Origin of the sequence: Streptomyces pallidus (ex Mingjun et al. 2026) (genome assembly GCF_051550185.1) — a bacterium.
Classification (GTDB): Bacteria; Actinomycetota; Actinomycetes; order Streptomycetales; family Streptomycetaceae; genus Streptomyces.
The window spans coordinates 698,769-718,866 of the sequence record NZ_CP196181.1 but is presented as its reverse complement, the minus strand read 5'-3'; the positions used below and the strand labels follow the sequence as shown (position 1 = coordinate 718,866).

The following is a 20,098-nucleotide window of genomic DNA, read 5'->3' as shown; positions in this document are numbered from 1 at the left end:
CTCAGGTGGTGTGGACAGAGCGAAGCCCGCTATCCCACCCGAGAACAGGATTCGGTAGAACACCGGGCCCCGGACCCTTGACAAGAACCTTCTGAATTCTTGCAATTGCCCTTACTGCGGGGGCATCATGAGTCAGTCTCGCCCTTAGAGTCAAGGTTTCTTGCCGCGGCCTTCACCTAGGGGCCCCTAGGGGGATTGTTAGGGGTTTCTGCCGCCTCTCTCCCGTGTCAGGGTCTCACCAGTATTGGAGTTCTCTGTACGGAGTGGTGGAGCGCGCGATGTCTAACGAGTCCCAGGATTTCGCACCCGAGATCGGCGGCTCCTCCGAAGCCGACGGAACTCCGCCCGAACCCCAGGGCCACCAGAGCGCCCAGGACGGAACCGGCAGCGGAGACAACCCGGCGGCGGCCCAGGCCCAGTGGCGCGAGCGCCTGGCCGGCCTGACCGAGGGCGAACAGCGCGCGGCCCTCCTGGACTGGGTGTCCTCCCTGGTCAAGGCCACCCTGCGGGACGCCGCCCCCACCGTCCTCGACGCCGACCGTTCGTTCCTCGACCTCGGCTTCGACTCGCTCGCCGCGGTCGACCTGCACGCCCGACTCGTCGCCGGAACCGGTCTGCGCCTCCCGGTCACCCTCGCCTTCGACCACCCCAGCCCCGCCCACCTCGCCGACCGCGTCCACGCCCTCCTCCTGGGCCGGACCGCCCCCGCCGAGGCGCCCGTCACCCGCGCCGTCAACAGCGACGAACCGATCGCCATCGTCGGAATCGGCTGCCGATTCCCCGGCGACGTGCATTCCCCCGAAGAACTCTGGCACCTCGTCGCCACCGGCACCGACGCCATTTCGGAATTCCCCACCGGGCGCGGCTGGAACCTCGACGCGCTGTACGACCCCGACCCCGACCGGGCCGGCACCACGTACACCCGCGAGGGCGGATTCCTCCACGACGCCGACCAATTCGACGCCGCATTCTTCGGGATCTCCCCGCGCGAGGCCCTCGCGATGGACCCGCAGCAGCGCATCCTGCTGGAAACCTCCTGGGAGGCGTTCGACCGCGCCGGCCTCGACCCCGCCGGACTCCGCGGCGGCCAGATCGGCGTGTTCGTGGGCGCCGAGACCCAGGAGTACGGCCCCCGCCTCGAGGACGCTGCCGACGGGTTCGAGGGCTACCTCGTCACCGGCAACGCCGCGAGCGTCGCCTCCGGCCGCATCGCCTACACCTTCGGCTTCGAAGGCCCCACCGTCACCGTCGACACGGCCTGCTCCTCCTCGCTCGCCGCCCTCCACCTCGCCGTCCAGGCCCTGCGCAACGGCGAATGCTCCCTGGCACTCGCCGGTGGCGCCGCCGTCATGGCGAGCCCCGGCTCGTTCCTCTCCTTCAGCCGCCAGCGCGGTCTCGCCGCCGACGGCCGCTGCAAGCCGTTCGCGGCCGCCGCCGACGGCACCGCGTGGGGCGAGGGCGCCGGCATGCTCCTCGTCGAGCGCCTCTCCGACGCCCGCGCCAACGGCCACCGCATCCTGGCCGTCGTCCGCGGCACCGCCATCAACCAGGACGGCGCCAGCAACGGCCTCACCGCCCCCAGCGGCCCCGCGCAGCAGCGCGTCATCCGCCAGGCCCTGGCCAACGCCGGCCTGTCGGCCGCCGACGTGGACGCCGTGGAGGCGCACGGCACCGGCACCCGGCTCGGTGACCCCATCGAGGCGCAGGCGCTGCTCGCCACCTACGGCCAGGACCGGCCCGGGGGCCAGCCGCTGTGGCTGGGCTCCCTGAAGTCCAACATCGGCCACACCCAGGCCGCCGCCGGTGTCGCCGGCGTCATCAAGATGGTCATGGCCATGCGGCACGGCGTCCTGCCGCAGACCCTCCACGTCGACGCGCCGACCCCGCACGTCGACTGGGAGGCCGGCGCCGTCTCCCTGCTCACCGAGGCCGTCGACTGGCCGGCGTCCGACGGCCCGCGCCGGGCGGGCGTCTCCTCCTTCGGCATGAGCGGCACCAACGCCCACGCCATCATCGAGGAGCCGCCGGCCGAGGACCGCGCCGAGGACGGGACCCCGGACCAGCCGACCGCGCAGGCCCCCGCCGGCGCACCGCTGCCCTGGACCCTGTCCGCGAAGACCCCCGAAGCCCTGCGCGCCACCGCCCGACGCCTCGCCGACTGGCTCGACGCCCGCCCGGACGCCACCGCGCACGACATCGGCCACTCCCTCGCCACCCGCAGCCGCTTCGACCACCGCGCCGTCGTCCTCGGCGACGACCGCACCGCCCTCCACCATGCCCTGCACGCCCTCGCCGACGGCACTGACACCCCCGCCGTCGTCCACGGTGCGCCCGCCGCAGGACGCACCGCCGTCCTGTTCACCGGCCAGGGCAGCCAGCGCCTGGCCATGGGCCGCGAACTGTACGAAACCCACCCGGTGTTCGCCGACGCCCTCGACGACGCCTGCTGGTACCTCGACGAGCAGCTCGAACACCCCCTCCTCGACGTCCTGTTCGCCGACGCGGACACCCCCGCGGCCGCCCTCCTGCACCAGACGGCCTACACCCAGCCCGCACTGTTCGCGGTCGAGGTGGCCCTGTACCGGCTCGTCGAGTCCTGGGGACTGCGGCCCGCCTCCGTCGCCGGCCACTCCGTGGGCGAGATCACCGCCGCCCACGTGGCGGGTGTCCTCTCCCTCGAGGACGCGTGCGCGCTCGTCGCCGCCCGCGGCCGCCTGATGCAGGCACTCCCCACCGGCGGCGCTATGATCGCCGTGCAGGCGTCGGAGGACGAGGTCCTCCCGCTGCTCACCGACGCCGACCGGGTGTCCATCGCCGCGGTCAACGGCCCGCAGTCGGTCGTCGTCGCCGGTGACGAGGACGCGGCCCTGGCGGTCGCCGCGCACTTCGAGGTGCAGGGCCGCAAGACCAAGCGGCTCACCGTCAGCCACGCGTTCCACTCGCCGCACATGGACGGCATGCTGGACGACTTCCGCCGCCTGGCCCAGGTCCTCACCTACCGCACCCCCACCCTCCCCGTCGTCTCCCTCCTCACCGGCACCGCCGCCACCGCCGCCGAGCTCGCCTCCCCCGAACACTGGGTGCGCCACGTCCGTGAGGGCGTCCGCTTCCTCGACGGCATCCGCACCCTCCACGCCCGCGGCGCCGACTCCTTCCTGGAACTCGGCCCCGACCCCGTCCTCACGGCCATGGCCCAGGACTGCCTCGCCGCCGACCACCAGGACACCTCCACCCCGCCCCCCGCCTTCGCCGCCGCCCTGCGCGCCGGCCGCCCCGAGACCGCCACCCTCCTCGACGCCGTCGCCCGCATGTTCGTCCGCGGCACGGACGTGGACTGGGCCGCCTGCTACGCCGGCACGGGCGCCGAGCGCGTGGAGCTGCCGACGTACGCCTTCCAGCGGCAGCGCTTCTGGATGGACGCGCGCACCCCGGCCTCCGCCGACCCGTCCACGGCCGCCGACCACCGGACCGACCCGGCCGACAGCGACTTCTGGGACGCGGTCGAGCACCAGGACGTGGCCGCCCTCGCCGCTGCCCTCGAACTCGACGCCGACGGCGAACAGCCGCTGAGCGAGGTCGTGCCCGCCCTGTCGGCGTGGCGCCGCCGCGTCCGGACGCAGTCCGAGGTGGACGGCTGGCGCTACCGGGCTTCGTGGAAGCCGCTGGCGGACGCCGCGGCCGGCGGTGCCCGACTGTCCGGCACGTGGCTCGTCGTGACCCCCGCCGAGGACGTGGACGATGCGGCCGTGGCGGGTGCGCTGGCCGGGCGTGGCGCCGAGGTGCGCCGGGTCGTGGTCGAGGCGGGCACGGACCGGGCCGCGCTGGCCGGGCTGCTGGCCGGCGCGGAGTCCGTGGCGGGTGTGGTGTCGCTGCTGGCGCTGGACGAGGCGGCCGGTGTGGTGGCGACGGCCGTGTTGGTGCAGGCGTTGGGTGATGCCGGGGTGGGTGCGCCGTTGTGGTGTCTGACCCGTGGTGCGGTGAGCGTGGGTCGCTCCGACCGGCTGGTGTCGGCCGTACAGGCACAGGTGTGGGGTCTGGGCCGGGTGGCCGCGCTGGAGCTGCCGGAGCGCTGGGGTGGTCTGGTCGACCTGCCCGAGGTCTCGGACGAGCGGGCCATGGCCCGCCTGGTGGGCGTACTGGGCGGCAGCACCGGCGAGGACCAGGTCGCCGTACGGTCCTCCGGTGTCTTCGGGCGCCGACTGGTCCGTGCCTCCGGCGGCCAGGCTGACCGGGCCTGGGCCCCGTCCGGGACGGTGCTCGTCACCGGTGGTACGGGCGCGCTCGGCCAGCGGGTGGCGCGCTGGCTGGCCGGTGCGGGTGCCGAGCGGCTGGTGCTGACCAGTCGCCGGGGCCCGGATGCTCCGGGCGCTGCCGAGCTGGCGGCGGAGCTCTCGGAACTCGGGGTGGAGGTGTCGGTGGTGGCGTGCGACGCCGCCGACCGGGATGCACTCCGTACGCTGCTGGCGGCCGAGGCCGAGACGCTGACGGCGGTGGTCCACACCGCCGGTGTGCTGGACGACGGTGTCCTGGACGCGCTGACGCCCGAGCGGTTCGAGAGCGTGCTGCGGGCGAAGGCGGCCTCCGCGCTGCACCTGCACGAGCTGACCGGCGAGCTCGGCATCGAGCTGTCCGCGTTCGTGCTGTTCTCCTCCATGAGCGGCACGATCGGTGCGGCCGGGCAGGGCAACTACGCGGCCGCCAACGCCTACCTGGACGCCCTCGCCGAGCAGCGTCGGGCCGCCGGCCTGGCCGCGACCTCGATCGCGTGGGGCCCGTGGGCCGAGGGCGGCATGGCCGCCGACGAGGCGATGGACGCCCGCATGCGCCGCGAAGGCGTGCCCCCCATGGCCCCCGACGCGGCCGTCGCGGCGCTGGCGCAGGCCGTCGGCGCCGGCGAGGACGCCCTGACCGTCGCGGACATCACCTGGGACCGTTACGCGTCCGTCGTGGCAGCCGTCCGCCCCAACCCGTCGGTCGCCGACTTCGTCACCCGCACGCCGGCGGGCGACGCCGCGGCCACCGGCCACGGCACCGTCGTGACGGGCGCCGACGTCGCCGGCGCCGCCTTCGCGAAGCTCGCCGGGCTGCCCCGGGCCGAGCAGGAGCGGGAGCTGCTCGGTCTCGTCCGTACGCACGTCGCCGCCGTCCTCGGGCACGACGGAGCCGACGCCGTCGGCGCGGAGCGCGCCTTCAAGGACCTCGGCTTCGACTCCCTGGCCGCCGTCGACCTGCGCAACCGACTCGGCGCGGCCACCGCGCTGAAGCTGCCCACCACCCTCGTCTACGACCACCCGACCTCGGCCGCCCTCGCCGAGTACCTGCGCGGGGAACTGGTCGGCAGCGAGCAGACCGCGGACACCACCCTGCCGGCCGCCGCCGTCGCCCCCGCCGACGAGGACCCGATCGCCATCGTCGCGATGAGCTGCCGCTTCCCCGGCGGCGTCCGGACCCCCGAGGACCTCTGGCGCCTGCTCGCGCAGGGCGCGGACGCGGTCGCCCCGTTCCCCGCCGACCGCGGCTGGGACCTTGACCGCCTCTACAGCCCCGACCCGGACCGGCCCGGAACCTCGTACGCCCGCGAGGGCGGCTTCCTCTACGACGCCGCCGACTTCGACGCCGACTTCTTCGGGATCTCGCCGCGCGAGGCCCTCGCCATGGACCCGCAGCAGCGCCTGCTGCTGGAGACCTCCTGGGAGGCCTTCGAGCGCGCCGGCATCGACCCGGCCGTGCTGAAGGGCAGCCGGGCCGGCGTGTTCGTCGGCACCAACGGCCAGGACTACCTCTCCCTGGTCGCCGGTGACGCCGACGGCCTGGAAGGCCACGTCGGCACGGGCAACGCGGCGAGCGTCGTCTCCGGCCGCCTCTCCTACGTGTTCGGCCTCGAAGGCCCCGCGATCACGGTCGACACGGCCTGCTCGTCGTCCCTGGTCGCCCTGCACCTGGCCGTCCAGGCGCTGCGCCAGGGCGAGTGCACCATGGCCCTCGCGGGCGGTGTCACCGTCATGTCCACCCCGGACGCGTTCGTCGACTTCAGCCGTCAGCGGGGGTTGGCGGAGGACGGTCGGATCAAGGCGTTCGCGGCTGCCGCGGACGGTACGGGCTGGGGCGAGGGTGTCGGCATGCTGCTCGTGGAGCGGCTGTCGGACGCCCGGCGCAACGGACACCCGGTGTTGGCGGTGGTGCGTGGTTCGGCGATCAACCAGGACGGTGCGAGCAACGGTCTGACGGCTCCGAACGGCCCGTCGCAGCAGCGGGTGATCCGTCAGGCGCTGGCGAGTGCCGGTCTGTCGGCGGCTGATGTGGATGCGGTGGAGGCGCACGGTACGGGTACCCGGCTGGGTGACCCGATCGAGGCGCAGGCGCTGCTGGCGACGTACGGGCAGGAGCGGGGCGAGGGCCGTCCGCTGCTGCTCGGTTCGGTGAAGTCGAACATCGGGCACACGCAGGCCGCGGCCGGTGTGGCCGGTGTCATCAAGATGGTCCTGGCCATGCAGCACGGGCTGCTGCCGCAGACCCTGCACGTGGACGCCCCGACCCCGCACGTGGACTGGTCGACCGGCGACGTCGAACTCCTCACCGAGTCCGTGGACTGGCCGCAGGGCGACCGTCCGCGCCGCGCCGGCATCTCCTCGTTCGGCCTGAGCGGCACCAACGCCCACACGATCATCGAGGAAGCCCCGGCCGAGCCCGGCGACGACACCGCGCCCGAGCCGCAGGCCGCCGACGCCGCGCCCCTCCTGCCGTTCGTCGTCACGGGCAAGAACGCGGCCGGACTGCGCGCCCAGGCGGAGCAGCTCGTGACGTGGCTGACGGAGAGCCTGCACGTCGCCACCGCCGACACCGCGTACTCCCTCACCGCCGGCCGCTCGGCGTTCGAGTCGCGTGCGGTCCTGCTCGCCGACCCCGCCAACCGTGACGCGGTCGTCGACGGCCTCCGGGGCCTCGCCGCCGGTGAGCCGCTGCCCGGCCTGGTGCAGGGCACCGTCTCGGAGGGCGGGCTCGCCTTCCTGTTCACCGGGCAGGGCAGCCAGCGCCTCGGCGCGGGCCGGGAACTGTACGACGCCTTCCCGGTGTTCGCGGACGCCCTGGACGAGGCCTGCGCGCGGTTCGACTCGCAGCTCGCACTCCCGCTGAAGGACGTGCTGTTCGGTTCCGATGCCGCCGTGCTGGACCGGACGGAGTACACGCAGCCGGCGCTGTTCGCGGTCGAGGTGGCGCTGTTCCGGCTCGTGGAGAGCTGGGGGGTGCGCCCTGACTTCCTCGCCGGTCACTCGATCGGTGAGATCGCGGCCGCGCACGTGGCGGGTGTCTTCTCGCTGGACGACGCGTGCACGCTGGTCGCGGCCCGTGGCCGGCTGATGCAGGCGCTCCCGGCCGGCGGGGTGATGATCGCGGTCCAGGCGTCGGAGGACGAGGTTCTCCCGCTGCTCACCGAGGGCGTGAGCATCGCTGCGGTCAACGGACCGCAGTCGGTCGTGGTCGCCGGTGACGAGGACGCGGCCGAAGCGATCGCCGAGCACTTCCGGGACCGGGACCGGAAGACCAAGCGACTGACGGTCAGTCACGCGTTCCACTCGCCGCACATGGACGGCATGCTGGACGACTTCCGTCAGGTGGTGTCGGGGCTGTCCTTCGCCGCCCCGCGGATCCCGGTCGTGTCCTGCCTGACCGGTGCACTCGTCTCCGACGAGATGGGGTCGGCGGACTTCTGGGTGCGGCACGTCCGCGAGGCGGTCCGCTTCCTCGACGGCGTCCGGGCCCTGGAAGCCGCCGGGGTCACCACGTTCGTCGAGCTCGGCCCGGACGGCGTACTGTCCGCCCTCGCCCAGGAGTGCCTCACGGGCACCGCCGACATCGCCTTCGCGCCCGTACTGCGTGCGGGCCGCCCCGAGGCCGAGACCGCCGTCACCGCTGTGGCCCGGGCGTTCGTGCGGGGCGTCGCGGTGGACTGGTCCGCCCTCTTCGCCGGCACGGGTGCCCGGCGGGTGGATCTGCCGACGTACGCCTTCCAGCGGCAGCGGTTCTGGCCGGAGAAGGCCCTGTCGGACGGCGGCACCGCCCCGGCCCTGGCCGCGGACGCGATCGACGTCCGGTTCTGGGACGCGGTGGAGCGCGGCGATCTGGCCGCCCTGCTGGCCGAGCTGGAGGTGGACGACGAGGCGAGCTTCAGCGAGTTCGTCCCCGCCCTCTCGGCCTGGCGCCGGCAGAACCAGGAGCAGGCGCAGGCCGACGGCTGGCGCTACCGGGTGCAGTGGAAGCCGCTGACGGCGCCCGCGTCGTCCGAGCTGCCGGGCGGCGCCTGGATCGCCGTCGTCCCTGCCGCCCACGCTGACGACGCCCTGGTCGACTCCGTGGCGGGTGCGCTGGCCGGGCGTGGCGCCGAGGTGCGCCGGGTCGTGGTCGAGGCGGGCACGGACCGGGCCGCGCTGGCCGGGCTGCTGTCCGGGGTCGAGTCCGTGGCGGGTGTGGTGTCGCTGCTGGCGCTGGACGAGGCCGCCGGTGTGGTGGCTACGGCCGTGCTGGTGCAGGCGTTGGGTGATGCCGGGCTGGGTGCGCCGGTGTGGTGCCTGACCCGTGGTGCGGTGAGCGTGGGTCGTTCGGACCGGCTGGTGTCGGCGGTTCAGGCCCAGGTGTGGGGTCTGGGCCGGGTGGCCGCGCTGGAGCTGCCGGAGCGTTGGGGTGGTCTGGTCGACCTGCCCGAGGTCTCGGACGAGCGGGCGATGGGCCGGCTGGTCGGCGTGCTCGCCGGCGCCGCGGCCGGTGAGGACCAGGTAGCGGTCCGGTCGTCCGGGGTCTTCGGACGCCGACTCGTACGGGCGGCCCGCAGCGCGGGCGCCGAGTCCTGGTCGCCATCCGGCACGGTGCTCGTGACCGGCGGAACCGGCGCCCTCGGCGGGCAGGTCGCCCGCTGGCTGGCCGGCGCGGGTGCGGAGCGCCTGGTGCTGACCAGCCGCCGGGGCGCCGACGCCCCGGGTGCGGACCAGCTGGCCGCCGAGCTGGCGGAGCTGGGGGCGGAGGTGTCGGTCGTGGCGTGCGACGCCGCCGACCGCGACGCCCTCCGTACGCTGCTGGCGGCCGAGGCCGACACGCTCACCGCGGTCGTCCACACCGCCGGTGTCCTCGACGACGGCATGATCGACGCCCTCACGCCCGAGCGCTTCCAGGGCGTCCTGCGGGCCAAGGCGACCTCCGCGCTCCACCTCCACGAACTCACCCTCGAACTCGGCATCGAGCTGACGGCGTTCGTGCTGTTCTCCTCCATGACCGGCACCGCCGGCACCGCCGGCCAGGCCAACTACGCCGCCGCCAACGCCTACCTGGACGCCCTGGCCGAGCAGCGCCGGGCCGCCGGCCTGGCCGCGACCTCGATCGCCTGGGGCCCGTGGGCCGAGGGCGGCATGGCCGCCGACCAGGCCCTCGAAGCGCGGATGCGCCGCGACGGCGTGCCCCCGCTGGCGGCGCAGCCCGCGATCCGCGCCCTCCGGCAGGCGGTCGGCACCGGCGACGCCGGTGATGCCGCCGTGATGGTGGCCGACATCGAATGGGACCGGTACCTCGCCGGCCACACCGCCGTACGCCGCACCGAACTGTTCAGCGAGCTCAGCGAGGTCCGCGCGACCCGTACGGCGACCGAAGCCGGCGCCGGCCGCCGGTCCGCCGGGCGGGCCGAGAGCCCGGCCACCCTCTCCGGGCGGCTCGCCGCGCTCGCACCCGCCGAGCAGGAGCGGGAGCTGCTCGACCTCGTCCGTACCCACGTCGCCGCCGTCCTCGGACACGGCACCACGGACGCGGTGGGCGCGGAGCGCGCCTTCAAGGAGCTCGGGTTCGACTCGCTGACGGCCGTCGAGCTCCGCAACCGGCTGAGCGCGGCCACCGAGCTGCGGCTGCCCGTCACCCTCATCTACGACTACCCGACCTCCGCCGCACTGGCCGACCACCTCCGCGAGGAGCTCGTCGGCAGCGTCCCCGTCGCCGGCGCCCTGCTGCCCGCGGCCGCGGCCGTCGACGGCGACCCGATCGCCATCGTCGCGATGAGCTGCCGCTTCCCCGGCGGCGTCCGCACCCCCGAGGACCTGTGGCAGCTGCTCACGGACGGCGCGGACGCGGTCGCCCCGTTCCCCGCCGACCGCGGCTGGGACCTCGACCGCCTCTACAGCCCCGACCCGGACCAGCCGGGAACCTCGTACGCCCGCGAAGGCGGCTTCGTCACCGCAGCGGCCGACTTCGACGCCGACTTCTTCGGGATCTCGCCGCGCGAGGCCCTCGCCATGGACCCGCAGCAGCGCCTGCTGCTGGAGACCTCCTGGGAGGCCTTCGAGCGCGCCGGCATCGACCCGACCAGCCTGCGCGGAAGCCGCGCCGGCGTGTTCGTCGGCACCAACGGCCAGGACTACCTCTCCCTCGTCACCCGCGAGCAGGACGGTCTGGAAGGCCACGTCGGCACGGGCAACGCCGGCAGCGTCATGTCCGGCCGCGTCTCCTACGTCTTCGGGCTGGAGGGCCCGGCGGTCACGGTCGACACGGCGTGCTCGTCGTCGCTCGTCGCCCTGCACTGGGCGATCCAGGCACTGCGCAACGACGAGTGCACCATGGCCCTCGCCGGTGGTGTCACCGTCATGTCGACGCCCGAGAACTTCGTCGACTTCAGCCGTCAGCGGGGGTTGGCGGAGGACGGTCGGATCAAGGCGTTCGCGGCTGCCGCGGACGGTACGGGCTGGGGCGAGGGCGTCGGCATGCTGCTCGTGGAGCGGCTGTCGGACGCCCGGCGCAACGGGCACCCGGTGCTGGCGGTGGTGCGTGGTTCGGCGATCAACCAGGACGGTGCGAGCAACGGTCTGACGGCTCCGAACGGTCCGTCGCAGCAGCGGGTGATCCGTCAGGCGCTGGCGAGTGCCGGTCTGTCGGCGGCTGATGTGGATGCGGTGGAGGCGCACGGTACGGGTACCCGGCTGGGTGACCCGATCGAGGCGCAGGCGCTGCTGGCGACGTACGGGCAGGAGCGGGGCGAGGGCCGTCCGCTGCTGCTGGGTTCGGTGAAGTCGAACATCGGTCACACGCAGGCCGCGGCCGGTGTGGCCGGTGTCATCAAGATGGTCCTGGCCATGCAGCACGGGCTGCTGCCGCAGACCCTGCACGTGGACGCCCCGACCCCGCACGTGGACTGGTCGACCGGCGACGTCGAACTCCTCACCGAGTCCGTGGACTGGCCGGAGACCGGCCGTCCGCGCCGCGCCGGCATCTCCTCCTTCGGCATCAGCGGCACCAACGCGCACACGATCATCGAGCAGGCGCCGGAAGCCGAGCCGGCGGTGGACGTCGACGCGCGCCCGGCCGACCGGCCTGCCGCCGCCCGCGTCCTCCCGTACCTCCTCTCCGCCAGGACCAAGGAAGCCCTCCGGGCGCAGGCGGCGGCGCTGGCCGCCCACCTCGACACCGCCGGCGACGCCGCCGCGGACGCGGCCGACGTGGCCCACTCCCTCGCCACGAGCCGCGCCCACCTCGACCACCGCGCCGCCACCGTCCTGACCAACGGCAACGACGAGGACCTCCAGGACGCACTGGCCCGGCTCGCCGCCGGTGAGTCCGCCCCCCGGACGGTCACGGGCCCGGCCGGTGACGGCCGTACCGCCTTCCTGTTCACCGGGCAGGGCAGCCAGCGCCTCGGCGCGGGCCGCGAGCTGTACGACACCTACCCGGCGTTCGCGGACGCGCTGGACGCGGTCTGCGCCCACCTGGACGCGCTGCTCGACAGGCCGCTGAAGGACGTGCTGTTCGGTTCCGATGCCGCCGTGCTGGACCGGACGGAGTACACGCAGCCGGCGCTGTTCGCGATCGAGGTGGCGCTGTTCCGGCTCGTGGAGAGCTGGGGGGTGCGCCCCGACTTCGTGTCAGGTCACTCGATCGGTGAGATCGCCGCCGCCCACGTCGCCGGGGTACTGTCCCTGGACGACGCGTGCACGCTGGTCGCGGCCCGTGGCCGGCTGATGCAGGCGCTCCCGGCGGGCGGCGTGATGATCGCCGTCCAGGCCTCGGAGGACGAGGTCCTGCCGGCGCTGGCCGACGCCGACGGGGTGTCCATCGCCGCGGTCAACGGCCCGCAGTCGGTCGTGGTCGCCGGTGACGAGGACGCGGCCGAAGCGATCGCCGAGCACTTCCGGGCCCAGGACCGGAAGACCAAGCGGCTGACGGTCAGTCACGCCTTCCACTCGCCGCACATGGACGGCATGCTGGACGACTTCCGTCAGGTGGTGTCGGGGCTGTCCTTCGCCGCCCCGCGGATCCCGGTCGTGTCCTGCCTGACCGGTGCACTCGTCTCCGACGAGATGGGGTCGGCGGACTTCTGGGTGCGGCACGTCCGCGAGGCGGTCCGCTTCCTCGACGGCGTCCGGGCCCTGGAAGCCGCCGGGGTCACCACGTTCGTCGAGCTCGGGCCGGACGGCGTGCTGTCCGCCCTCGCCCAGGAGTGCCTGACGGGCACCGCCGACATCGCCTTCGCGCCCGTACTGCGTGCGGGCCGCCCCGAGGCCGAGACCCTCGTCACCGCTCTCGCACAGGCCCACGTCCACGGCGTGGCCGTCGACTGGGAGGCGTTCTTCGCGGGCACGGGTGCCCGCCGGGTCGACCTGCCGACGTACGCGTTCCAGCGGCAGCGGTTCTGGCCGGGTGCGGCGGCGTTCGTCGCCGGGGACCCGGAGTCGATCGGTCTCGGGGATGCCGGGCACCCGCTGCTCGGTGCCGCGGTGGCTCTCGCCGACTCGGACGGTGTGCTGCTCGCCGGCCGGCTGTCGCTCGACACGCACCCCTGGCTCGTCGACCACACCATCCACGGTTCCGCCCTGCTGCCGGGCACGGCCTTCGTGGACCTCGCCGTGCGCGCCGGTGACCAGGTCGGCTGCGACGTGGTGGAGGAGTTGACGCTGGAGGCGCCGCTCGTCCTGCCCGAGCGCGGCGGCGTACAGCTCCAGCTCGTCGTCGAGGCGCCGGACGGCGCGGGCCGACGGCCTTTCGCGGTGTACTCGCGCCGCCAGGACGCGCTGGCCGAGGAGCCGTGGACCCGCCACGGGTCAGGTGCCCTCGCCGTCGGTGCCCGCCCCGGGTCCGAGCAGGAGTTCGGCGAGCTGGCCACCTGGCCGCCGGCCGACGCCGAGCCCGTCGACGTGCGCGGGCTCTACGCCGAACTGGCCCAGCAGGGCGTCTCCTACGGGCCGCTGTTCCAGGGCCTTAAGGCGGCCTGGCGCCGCGGCAACGAGCTGTTCACCGAAGTGGCGCTCCCGGAGGACGGCCGTCGTGACGCGGCCCGGTTCGGGCTCCACCCGGCCCTGCTCGACGCCGGCCTGCACGCCATCGGACACGGCGACCCCGCCGCACAGGCCGATGCAGGTGCCCTGCTCCCGTTCTTCTGGTCGGGTGTCTCGCTGTACGCGGTGGGCGCCTCCGCCCTCCGGATGCGCCTGACCCCGGTCACGGCCGACGAGCCGCACACGCTGGCCCTGCTGGTCGCCGACGAGACCGGACGCCCCGTGGCGGCCGTCGAGTCGCTGACGCTGCGCCCGGCCTCCGCCGCCCAGGTCCACGCGGCCGGCGGCAACCTGGAGTCGCTGTTCCGGGTGGAGTGGCTGCCCGTGTCCGCGGCCCCCACCACGGCCGCAGCCGGCGACCTCCGCTGGGCCGTACTGGGACGGGACGAGATCGGGCTGGGCGGGCCGGCGGGCTCGGGCGCCAGCGTCACCGAGTACGCCGACCTGACCGAGCTCGGTGTCGCGCTCGCCGCCGGCGAACCGGCTCCGGACGCGGTGTTCGTCCTCCCGGCGGCCATCGAGCGGCCCGAGGACCAGGGCATGGTCGGCCGCGTCCACGACGCGGTGAACCAGGCGCTGGCGACGGTGCAGGAGTGGCTGGCCGACGAGCGGTTCGCGGCCACGCCCCTGGTGTGGCTGACGTCGGGTGCGGTGGCCGTCGAGGCCGGCGCGGGGGTGCAGGACCTGGCGGGCAGTGCGGTGCGCGGCCTGCTGCGCTCCGCTCAGTCGGAGAACCCCGGCCAGCTCGTCATGATCGACCTGGACCCGGAGCAGGCGTCTCAGGCGTCGCTGGCGGCGGTTCCCGCTGCGCTGGCGTCCGGGGAGCCGGAGCTCGCCGTCCGCGGCGGTGTCGTCACCGCCCCGCGCCTGGTCCGCGTGCCGTCCTCGGACAGCGCCGCCGGGTCCTCGGCCGTGGTGCTGGGGGATGCGTCCGGGACCGTGCTGGTCACGGGTGCGACGGGTGGTCTGGGCCGGTTGTTCGCCCGGCACCTGGTGACGTCGTACGGGATGCAGCGGCTGCTGCTCACCAGCCGGCGCGGTACGGGCGCGGCTGGTGCCGTCGAGCTGGTCGCGGAGCTGGAGCAGTTGGGTGCGCACGTCGAGCTCGTCGCGTGTGACGTGTCGGACCGGGAGGCGCTGGCCGGGCTGCTGGCGTCCGTGCCGGCCGAGCACCCGTTGACCGCCGTGGTCCACACGGCGGGCGTGCTGGACGACGGCATCCTGGCGTCGCTGACCCCGGAGCGGGTGGCGACCGTGCTGCGTCCGAAGGTGGACGCCGCCTGGAACCTCCACGAGCTCACGCGGGACCTCGGCCTCTCCGCCTTCGTCCTCTTCTCCGGCGCGGCCGCCGCGTTCGGTGCGGGCGGTCAGGCGAACTACGCGGCGGCGAACGCGTTCCTGGAGGGCCTGGCCGAGCAGCGGCGTGCCGAAGGCCTGCCCGCGACCTCGCTCGCCTGGGGCCTGTGGGCCCCGCAGGCGGGCGTCGACGGGGGCATGGCGGGGCAGCTCGACGAGGTCGACCTGCGCCGTATCGCCCGGGACGGCGTGGCTGCTCTCGCCGCCGACGAGGGCCTGGCGCTCTTCGACACGGCGATGACGGTGGATGCGGCGGTGCTGCTGCCGATGCACCTCGACGTCGCCGTGCTGCGCGCCCAGGCCGCGGCCGCGGGCTCCACCCCGGCGCTGCTGCGGGCCCTCGTACGCGTCCCGGCGCGCCGGACCGTCGAACGGCGCAGCGGCGGCGGCGCGGATGCCGGTTCGCCGTTGGTCGCCCGCCTCACGGGTCTGCCGGTCGCCGAGCAGGAGGGGGTGCTGCTGGACCTGGTGTGCGGCCGGGTCGCGGCGGTGCTCGGTCACTCCGGTGCCGACGCCATCGACGCGGAGCGCGCCTTCCGGGACCTCGGCTTCGACTCCCTCACCGCGGTCGAACTGCGCAACGTCCTCAAGGCGGAGACGGGCCTGCGCCTGCCCCCGACCCTGATCTTCGACTACCCGACCCCGACCGCGCTGGCCCGGCACCTGCTGGCCGAGCTCGCGCTGAGCGCCGGTCTGCACGGCCGGGACGGCGCGCACGGGCAGCTGACGGCGCCCGTACGGCCGACCACCGCCCCCACCGACGACCCGATCGTGATCGTCGGCATGGGCTGCCGCTTCCCCGGCGGCATCCGGACCCCCGAGGACCTGTGGCAGCTCGTCGCCACCGGCGGCGACGGCATCACCCCCTTCCCGACCGACCGCGGCTGGAACGCGGAGGCCCTCTACCACCCGGACCCGGACCACGTGGGGACCTCCTACACCCGTGAGGGCGGATTCCTGCTCGACGCGGCCGAGTTCGACCCCGGCTTCTTCGGGATCTCCCCGCGCGAGGCCCTCGCCATGGACCCGCAGCAGCGCCTGCTGCTGGAGACCTCGTGGGAGGCGTTCGAGCGGGCCGGCATCGACCCGACGGCCGTGCGGGGCACGCGTACGGGCGTTTTCGCCGGCGTCATGTACCACGACTACGTGTCGGGCATCGGCATCGGCGACGGCGCAGGATCCGGTGAGGAACTGCCCGAGGGCGTCGAGGGCTACCTCGGCACCGGCAACGCGGGCAGCATCGCCTCCGGCCGGATCGCCTACACCTTCGGGCTGGAAGGCCCGGCGGTCACGGTCGACACGGCGTGCTCGTCGTCGCTCGTCGCGCTGCACTGGGCGATCCAGGCGCTGCGCAACGGCGAGTGCGACATGGCGCTCGCCGGCGGTGTCGCGATCATGGCGACCCCGGAGACCTTCATCGACTTCAGCCGTCAGCGCGGGCTCGCCGTGGACGGCCGCTGCAAGTCCTTCGCCGAGGGCGCGGACGGTACGGGGTGGGCCGAGGGCGCGGGCATGCTGCTCGTCGAGCGTCAGTCGGCCGCCGTGCGCAACGGCCACCCGATCCTCGCCGTGGTCCGTGGTTCCGCGATCAACCAGGACGGTGCGAGCAACGGTCTGACGGCTCCGAACGGTCCGTCGCAGCAGCGGGTGATCCGTGAGGCGCTGGCGACCGCGGGTCTGTCGACGGCCGATGTGGACGCGGTGGAGGCGCACGGCACGGGCACCCGTTTGGGTGACCCGATCGAGGCGCAGGCGCTGCTGGCCACCTACGGCCAGGACCGGCCGGAGGGCCGTCCGCTGCTGCTGGGTTCCATCAAGTCGAACATCGGTCACACGCAGGCCGCTGCCGGTGTCGCCGGCGTGATCAAGATGATCATGGCGATGCGGCACGGCGTCCTGCCGCAGACCCTGCACGTCGACGCGCCGTCGAGCCACATCGACTGGGAGGCGGGCGACGTCAGCCTCCTGACCGAGGCCCGGGACTGGCCGGAGACCGGCCGTCCGCGCCGGGCCGGCGTCTCGTCCTTCGGCATCAGCGGCACCAACGCGCACACGATCATCGAGCAGCCGCCGACCGCAGCACCGGTGGAGCTCCCCGCGACGGACACGGCGCTGCCGGTCCTCCCGTGGGTGCTCTCGGCGAAGGGCGACGAGGCCCTTCGTGCGCAGGCACGTCAGCTCCGGGACTTCGTGCTCTCCACTCCCGACGCGCTGCACCCGGTCGACGTCGCATGGTCGCTGACGGCGGGCCGCGCGCAGTTCGAGGACCGGGCCGCGGTCGTCGCCGCGGACCGTGAAGGCCTGCTGGCCGGCCTGGCGGCGCTGGTCGAGGGCGGCTCGGCGGCGGGGCTGGTCACCGGCTCGCCGGTGGGTGGGAAGGTCGCCTTCCTGTTCACCGGGCAGGGCAGTCAGCGCCTGGGCATGGGGCGTGAGCTGTACGACTTCTTCCCGGTGTTCGCGGATGCGCTCGACGCGGTGTGCGAGCGTCTCGATGCGCGGCTCGAACTGCCACTGAAGGACGTTCTGTTCGGGTCGGACAAGGAGCTCCTGGACCGGACGGAGTACACGCAGCCCGCGCTGTTCGCGGTCGAGGTGGCCCTGTTCCGCCTGGTGGAGAGCTGGGGGCTGCGGCCGGACTTCCTCGCCGGTCACTCGATCGGTGAGATCGCCGCCGCTCACGTGGCGGGTGTCTTCTCGCTGGACGACGCGTGCACGCTGGTCGCGGCCCGCGGCCGGCTGATGCAGGCGCTCCCGGCCGGCGGGGTGATGATCGCCGTCCAGGCGTCGGAGGACGAGGTCCTGCCGCTGCTGACGGATCGCGTGAGCATCGCTGCGGTCAACGGTCCGCTGTCGGTCGTGGTCGCGGGTGACGAGGACGCGGCCGTCGCGATCGCGGAGGCCTTCGAGGCGCAGGGCCGTAAGGCCAAGCGGCTGACGGTGAGCCACGCGTTCCACTCGCCGCACATGGACGGCATGCTGGACGACTTCCGCCAGGTGGTGGCGGGTCTTTCCTTCTCCGCCCCGCGGATCCCGGTCGTGTCGAACCTGACCGGTGCACTCGTCTCCGACGAGATGGGATCGGCGGAGTTCTGGGTGCGGCACGTCCGTGAGGCCGTCCGCTTCCTGGACGGCATGCGGGTCCTGGAGGGCGCGGGCGTCACGACGTACCTCGAACTCGGTCCGGGCGGTGTCCTCTCGGCCATGGGCCAGGAGTGCGTCACCGGCGAGGGCACCGCCTTCGTACCGGTGCTGCGCAACGGCCGCTCCGAGGCCGAGACGGCGGTCGCATCGCTGACTCAGGCCCATCTGCGTGGCCTGGACGTGAACTGGCAGGCGTTCTACGCCGGTTCCGGTGCCCGGCGGGTCGAGCTGCCGACGTACGCCTTCCAGCGGCAGCGCTACTGGCTGCAGCTGACGGGAGCTGCCCGCAACGGTGCCGGCCATGACGTCGACGCCCGCTTCTGGGACGCGGTCGAGCGCGAGGACCTGGAGTCGCTCGCCGGCACGCTGGACGTAAACGACGAGAGCGCCTGGGGCCTGGTGCTCCCGGCCTTGTCTGCCTGGCGCCGCGGCCTGCGGACGCAGTCCGAGGTGGACCGCCGGCGCTACCAGGTGTCGTGGAAGCCGCTGACGGACGTGGCCTCCGGCCATCGGCTGTCCGGGTCCTGGCTGGTCGTGACGCCTGCTGCCGCAGGCATGGACGACGCCGTGGTGGGCGCCCTCGCCGGGCGTGGTGCCGAGGTCCGGCAGGTCGTCGTCGAGGCCGGTGCGGACCGGGCCGCGCTGGCCGGGCTGCTGGCCGGGGTCGAGTCCGTGGCGGGTGTGGTGTCGCTGCTGGCGCTGGACGAGGCGGCCGGTGTGGTGGCGACGGCCGTGCTGGTGCAGGCGTTGGGTGATGCCGGGGTGGGTGCGCCGTTGTGGTGCCTGACCCGTGGTGCGGTGAGCGTGGGTCGTTCGGACCGGCTGGTGTCGGCGGTTCAGGCCCAGACGTGGGGTCTGGGCCGGGTCGCCGCGCTGGAGCTGCCGGAGCGTTGGGGTGGTCTGGTCGACCTGCCCGAGGTGTGGGACGAGCGGGCGATGGGCCGGCTGGTCGGCGTGCTCGCCGGCGGTGCGGCCGGTGAGGACCAGGTAGCGGTCCGGTCGTCCGGTGTCTTCGGGCGCCGCCTGGTCCGCGCTGCCGGTGGCAACACGGGCTCGTGGGAGCCGTCCGGGACGGTGCTCGTCACCGGTGGTACGGGCGCGCTCGGCCAGCGGGTGGCGCGCTGGCTGGCCGGTGCGGGTGCGGAGCGGCTGGTGCTGACCAGCCGCCGGGGCCCGGATGCTCCGGGCGCCGCCGAGCTGGCGGCCGAGCTCTCGGAACTCGGGGTGGAGGTGTCGGTGGTGGCGTGCGACGCCGCCGACCGGGATGCACTCCGTTCGCTGCTGGCGGCCGAGGCCGAGACGCTGACGGCGGTCGTCCACACCGCCGGTGTGCTGGACGACGGTGTCCTGGACGCGCTGACGCCCGAGCGGTTCGAGACCGTACTGCGGGCGAAGGTCGACTCGGCCCGCAACCTGCACGATCTGACCGTCGAGCTCGGCATCGAGCTCTCCGCCTTCGTGCTCTTCTCCTCGATGAGCGGCATGATCGGTGCACCGGGCCAGGCCAACTACGCCGCCGCCAACGCGCACCTGGACGCCCTCGCCGAGCAGCGGCGGGCCGCGGGCCTGGCCGCGACCTCCCTGGCGTGGGGTCCGTGGGCCGAGGGCGGCATGGCCGCCGACGAGGCGCTGGAAGCGCGCCTGCGGCGCGAGGGTCTTCCGCCGATGACGCCGGACACCGCGCTGGCGGTCCTCCAGCAGAGTGCCGCGGCATCGTCCGATGCGGCACTGCTGGTCGCCGACGTGGACTGGGAGCGCTTCGGTCCCGCGTTCACGGCCGTCCGCCCCAGCACCCTCCTCGGCGAGCTGACGGCCACGCCGGCCGCTGGACCTGCTGCCCGTGCCGAGGCCGGCACCGGTACCGGGGTCGAGCGGTTCGCCGGTCTCGGTGCTCCTGAGTTGGAGCGGGAGCTGCTCGGTCTGGTTCGGGCGCAGGTGGCCGCGGTGCTGGGCCATGACGGTTCGGAGGCGGTCGGTGCGGACCGTGCCTTCAAGGAGCTCGGGTTCGATTCGCTGACGGCGGTCGAGCTCCGCAACCGGCTCGGTGCGGCGACCGGTGTGACGCTGCCGGCGACGCTGATCTTCGACTACCCGTCCGCTTCCGCGCTGACGGCGTTCCTGCGGGACGAGCTGCTGGGCACGCGGGCGGAGATCGCCGGTCCGGTGGCGGTGGCCGTCGATGACGATCCGATCGCGATCGTCGCGATGAGCTGCCGCTTCCCGGGCGGCGTCCGGACCCCGGAGGACCTGTGGCAGTTGCTTGCCGCCGGTGGTGATGCCATCGGTGAGTTCCCGGCCGACCG

1 protein-coding gene (running past one end of the window) is annotated in these 20,098 nt (G+C 74.2%); it reads left to right on the top strand.

What is annotated here, in order from left to right; genetic code table 11:
- The first annotated feature begins 278 nt into the window (after window positions 1-278).
- Window positions 279-20,098, top strand: partial view of a type I polyketide synthase gene (locus tag ACSHWO_RS02950; protein WP_438309925.1) — the 5' portion only. Its footprint extends 14,725 nt past the window's final position; only the first 19,820 of its 34,545 coding nucleotides appear in the window; it begins with the start codon at window positions 279-281; its stop codon lies beyond the right edge, outside the window.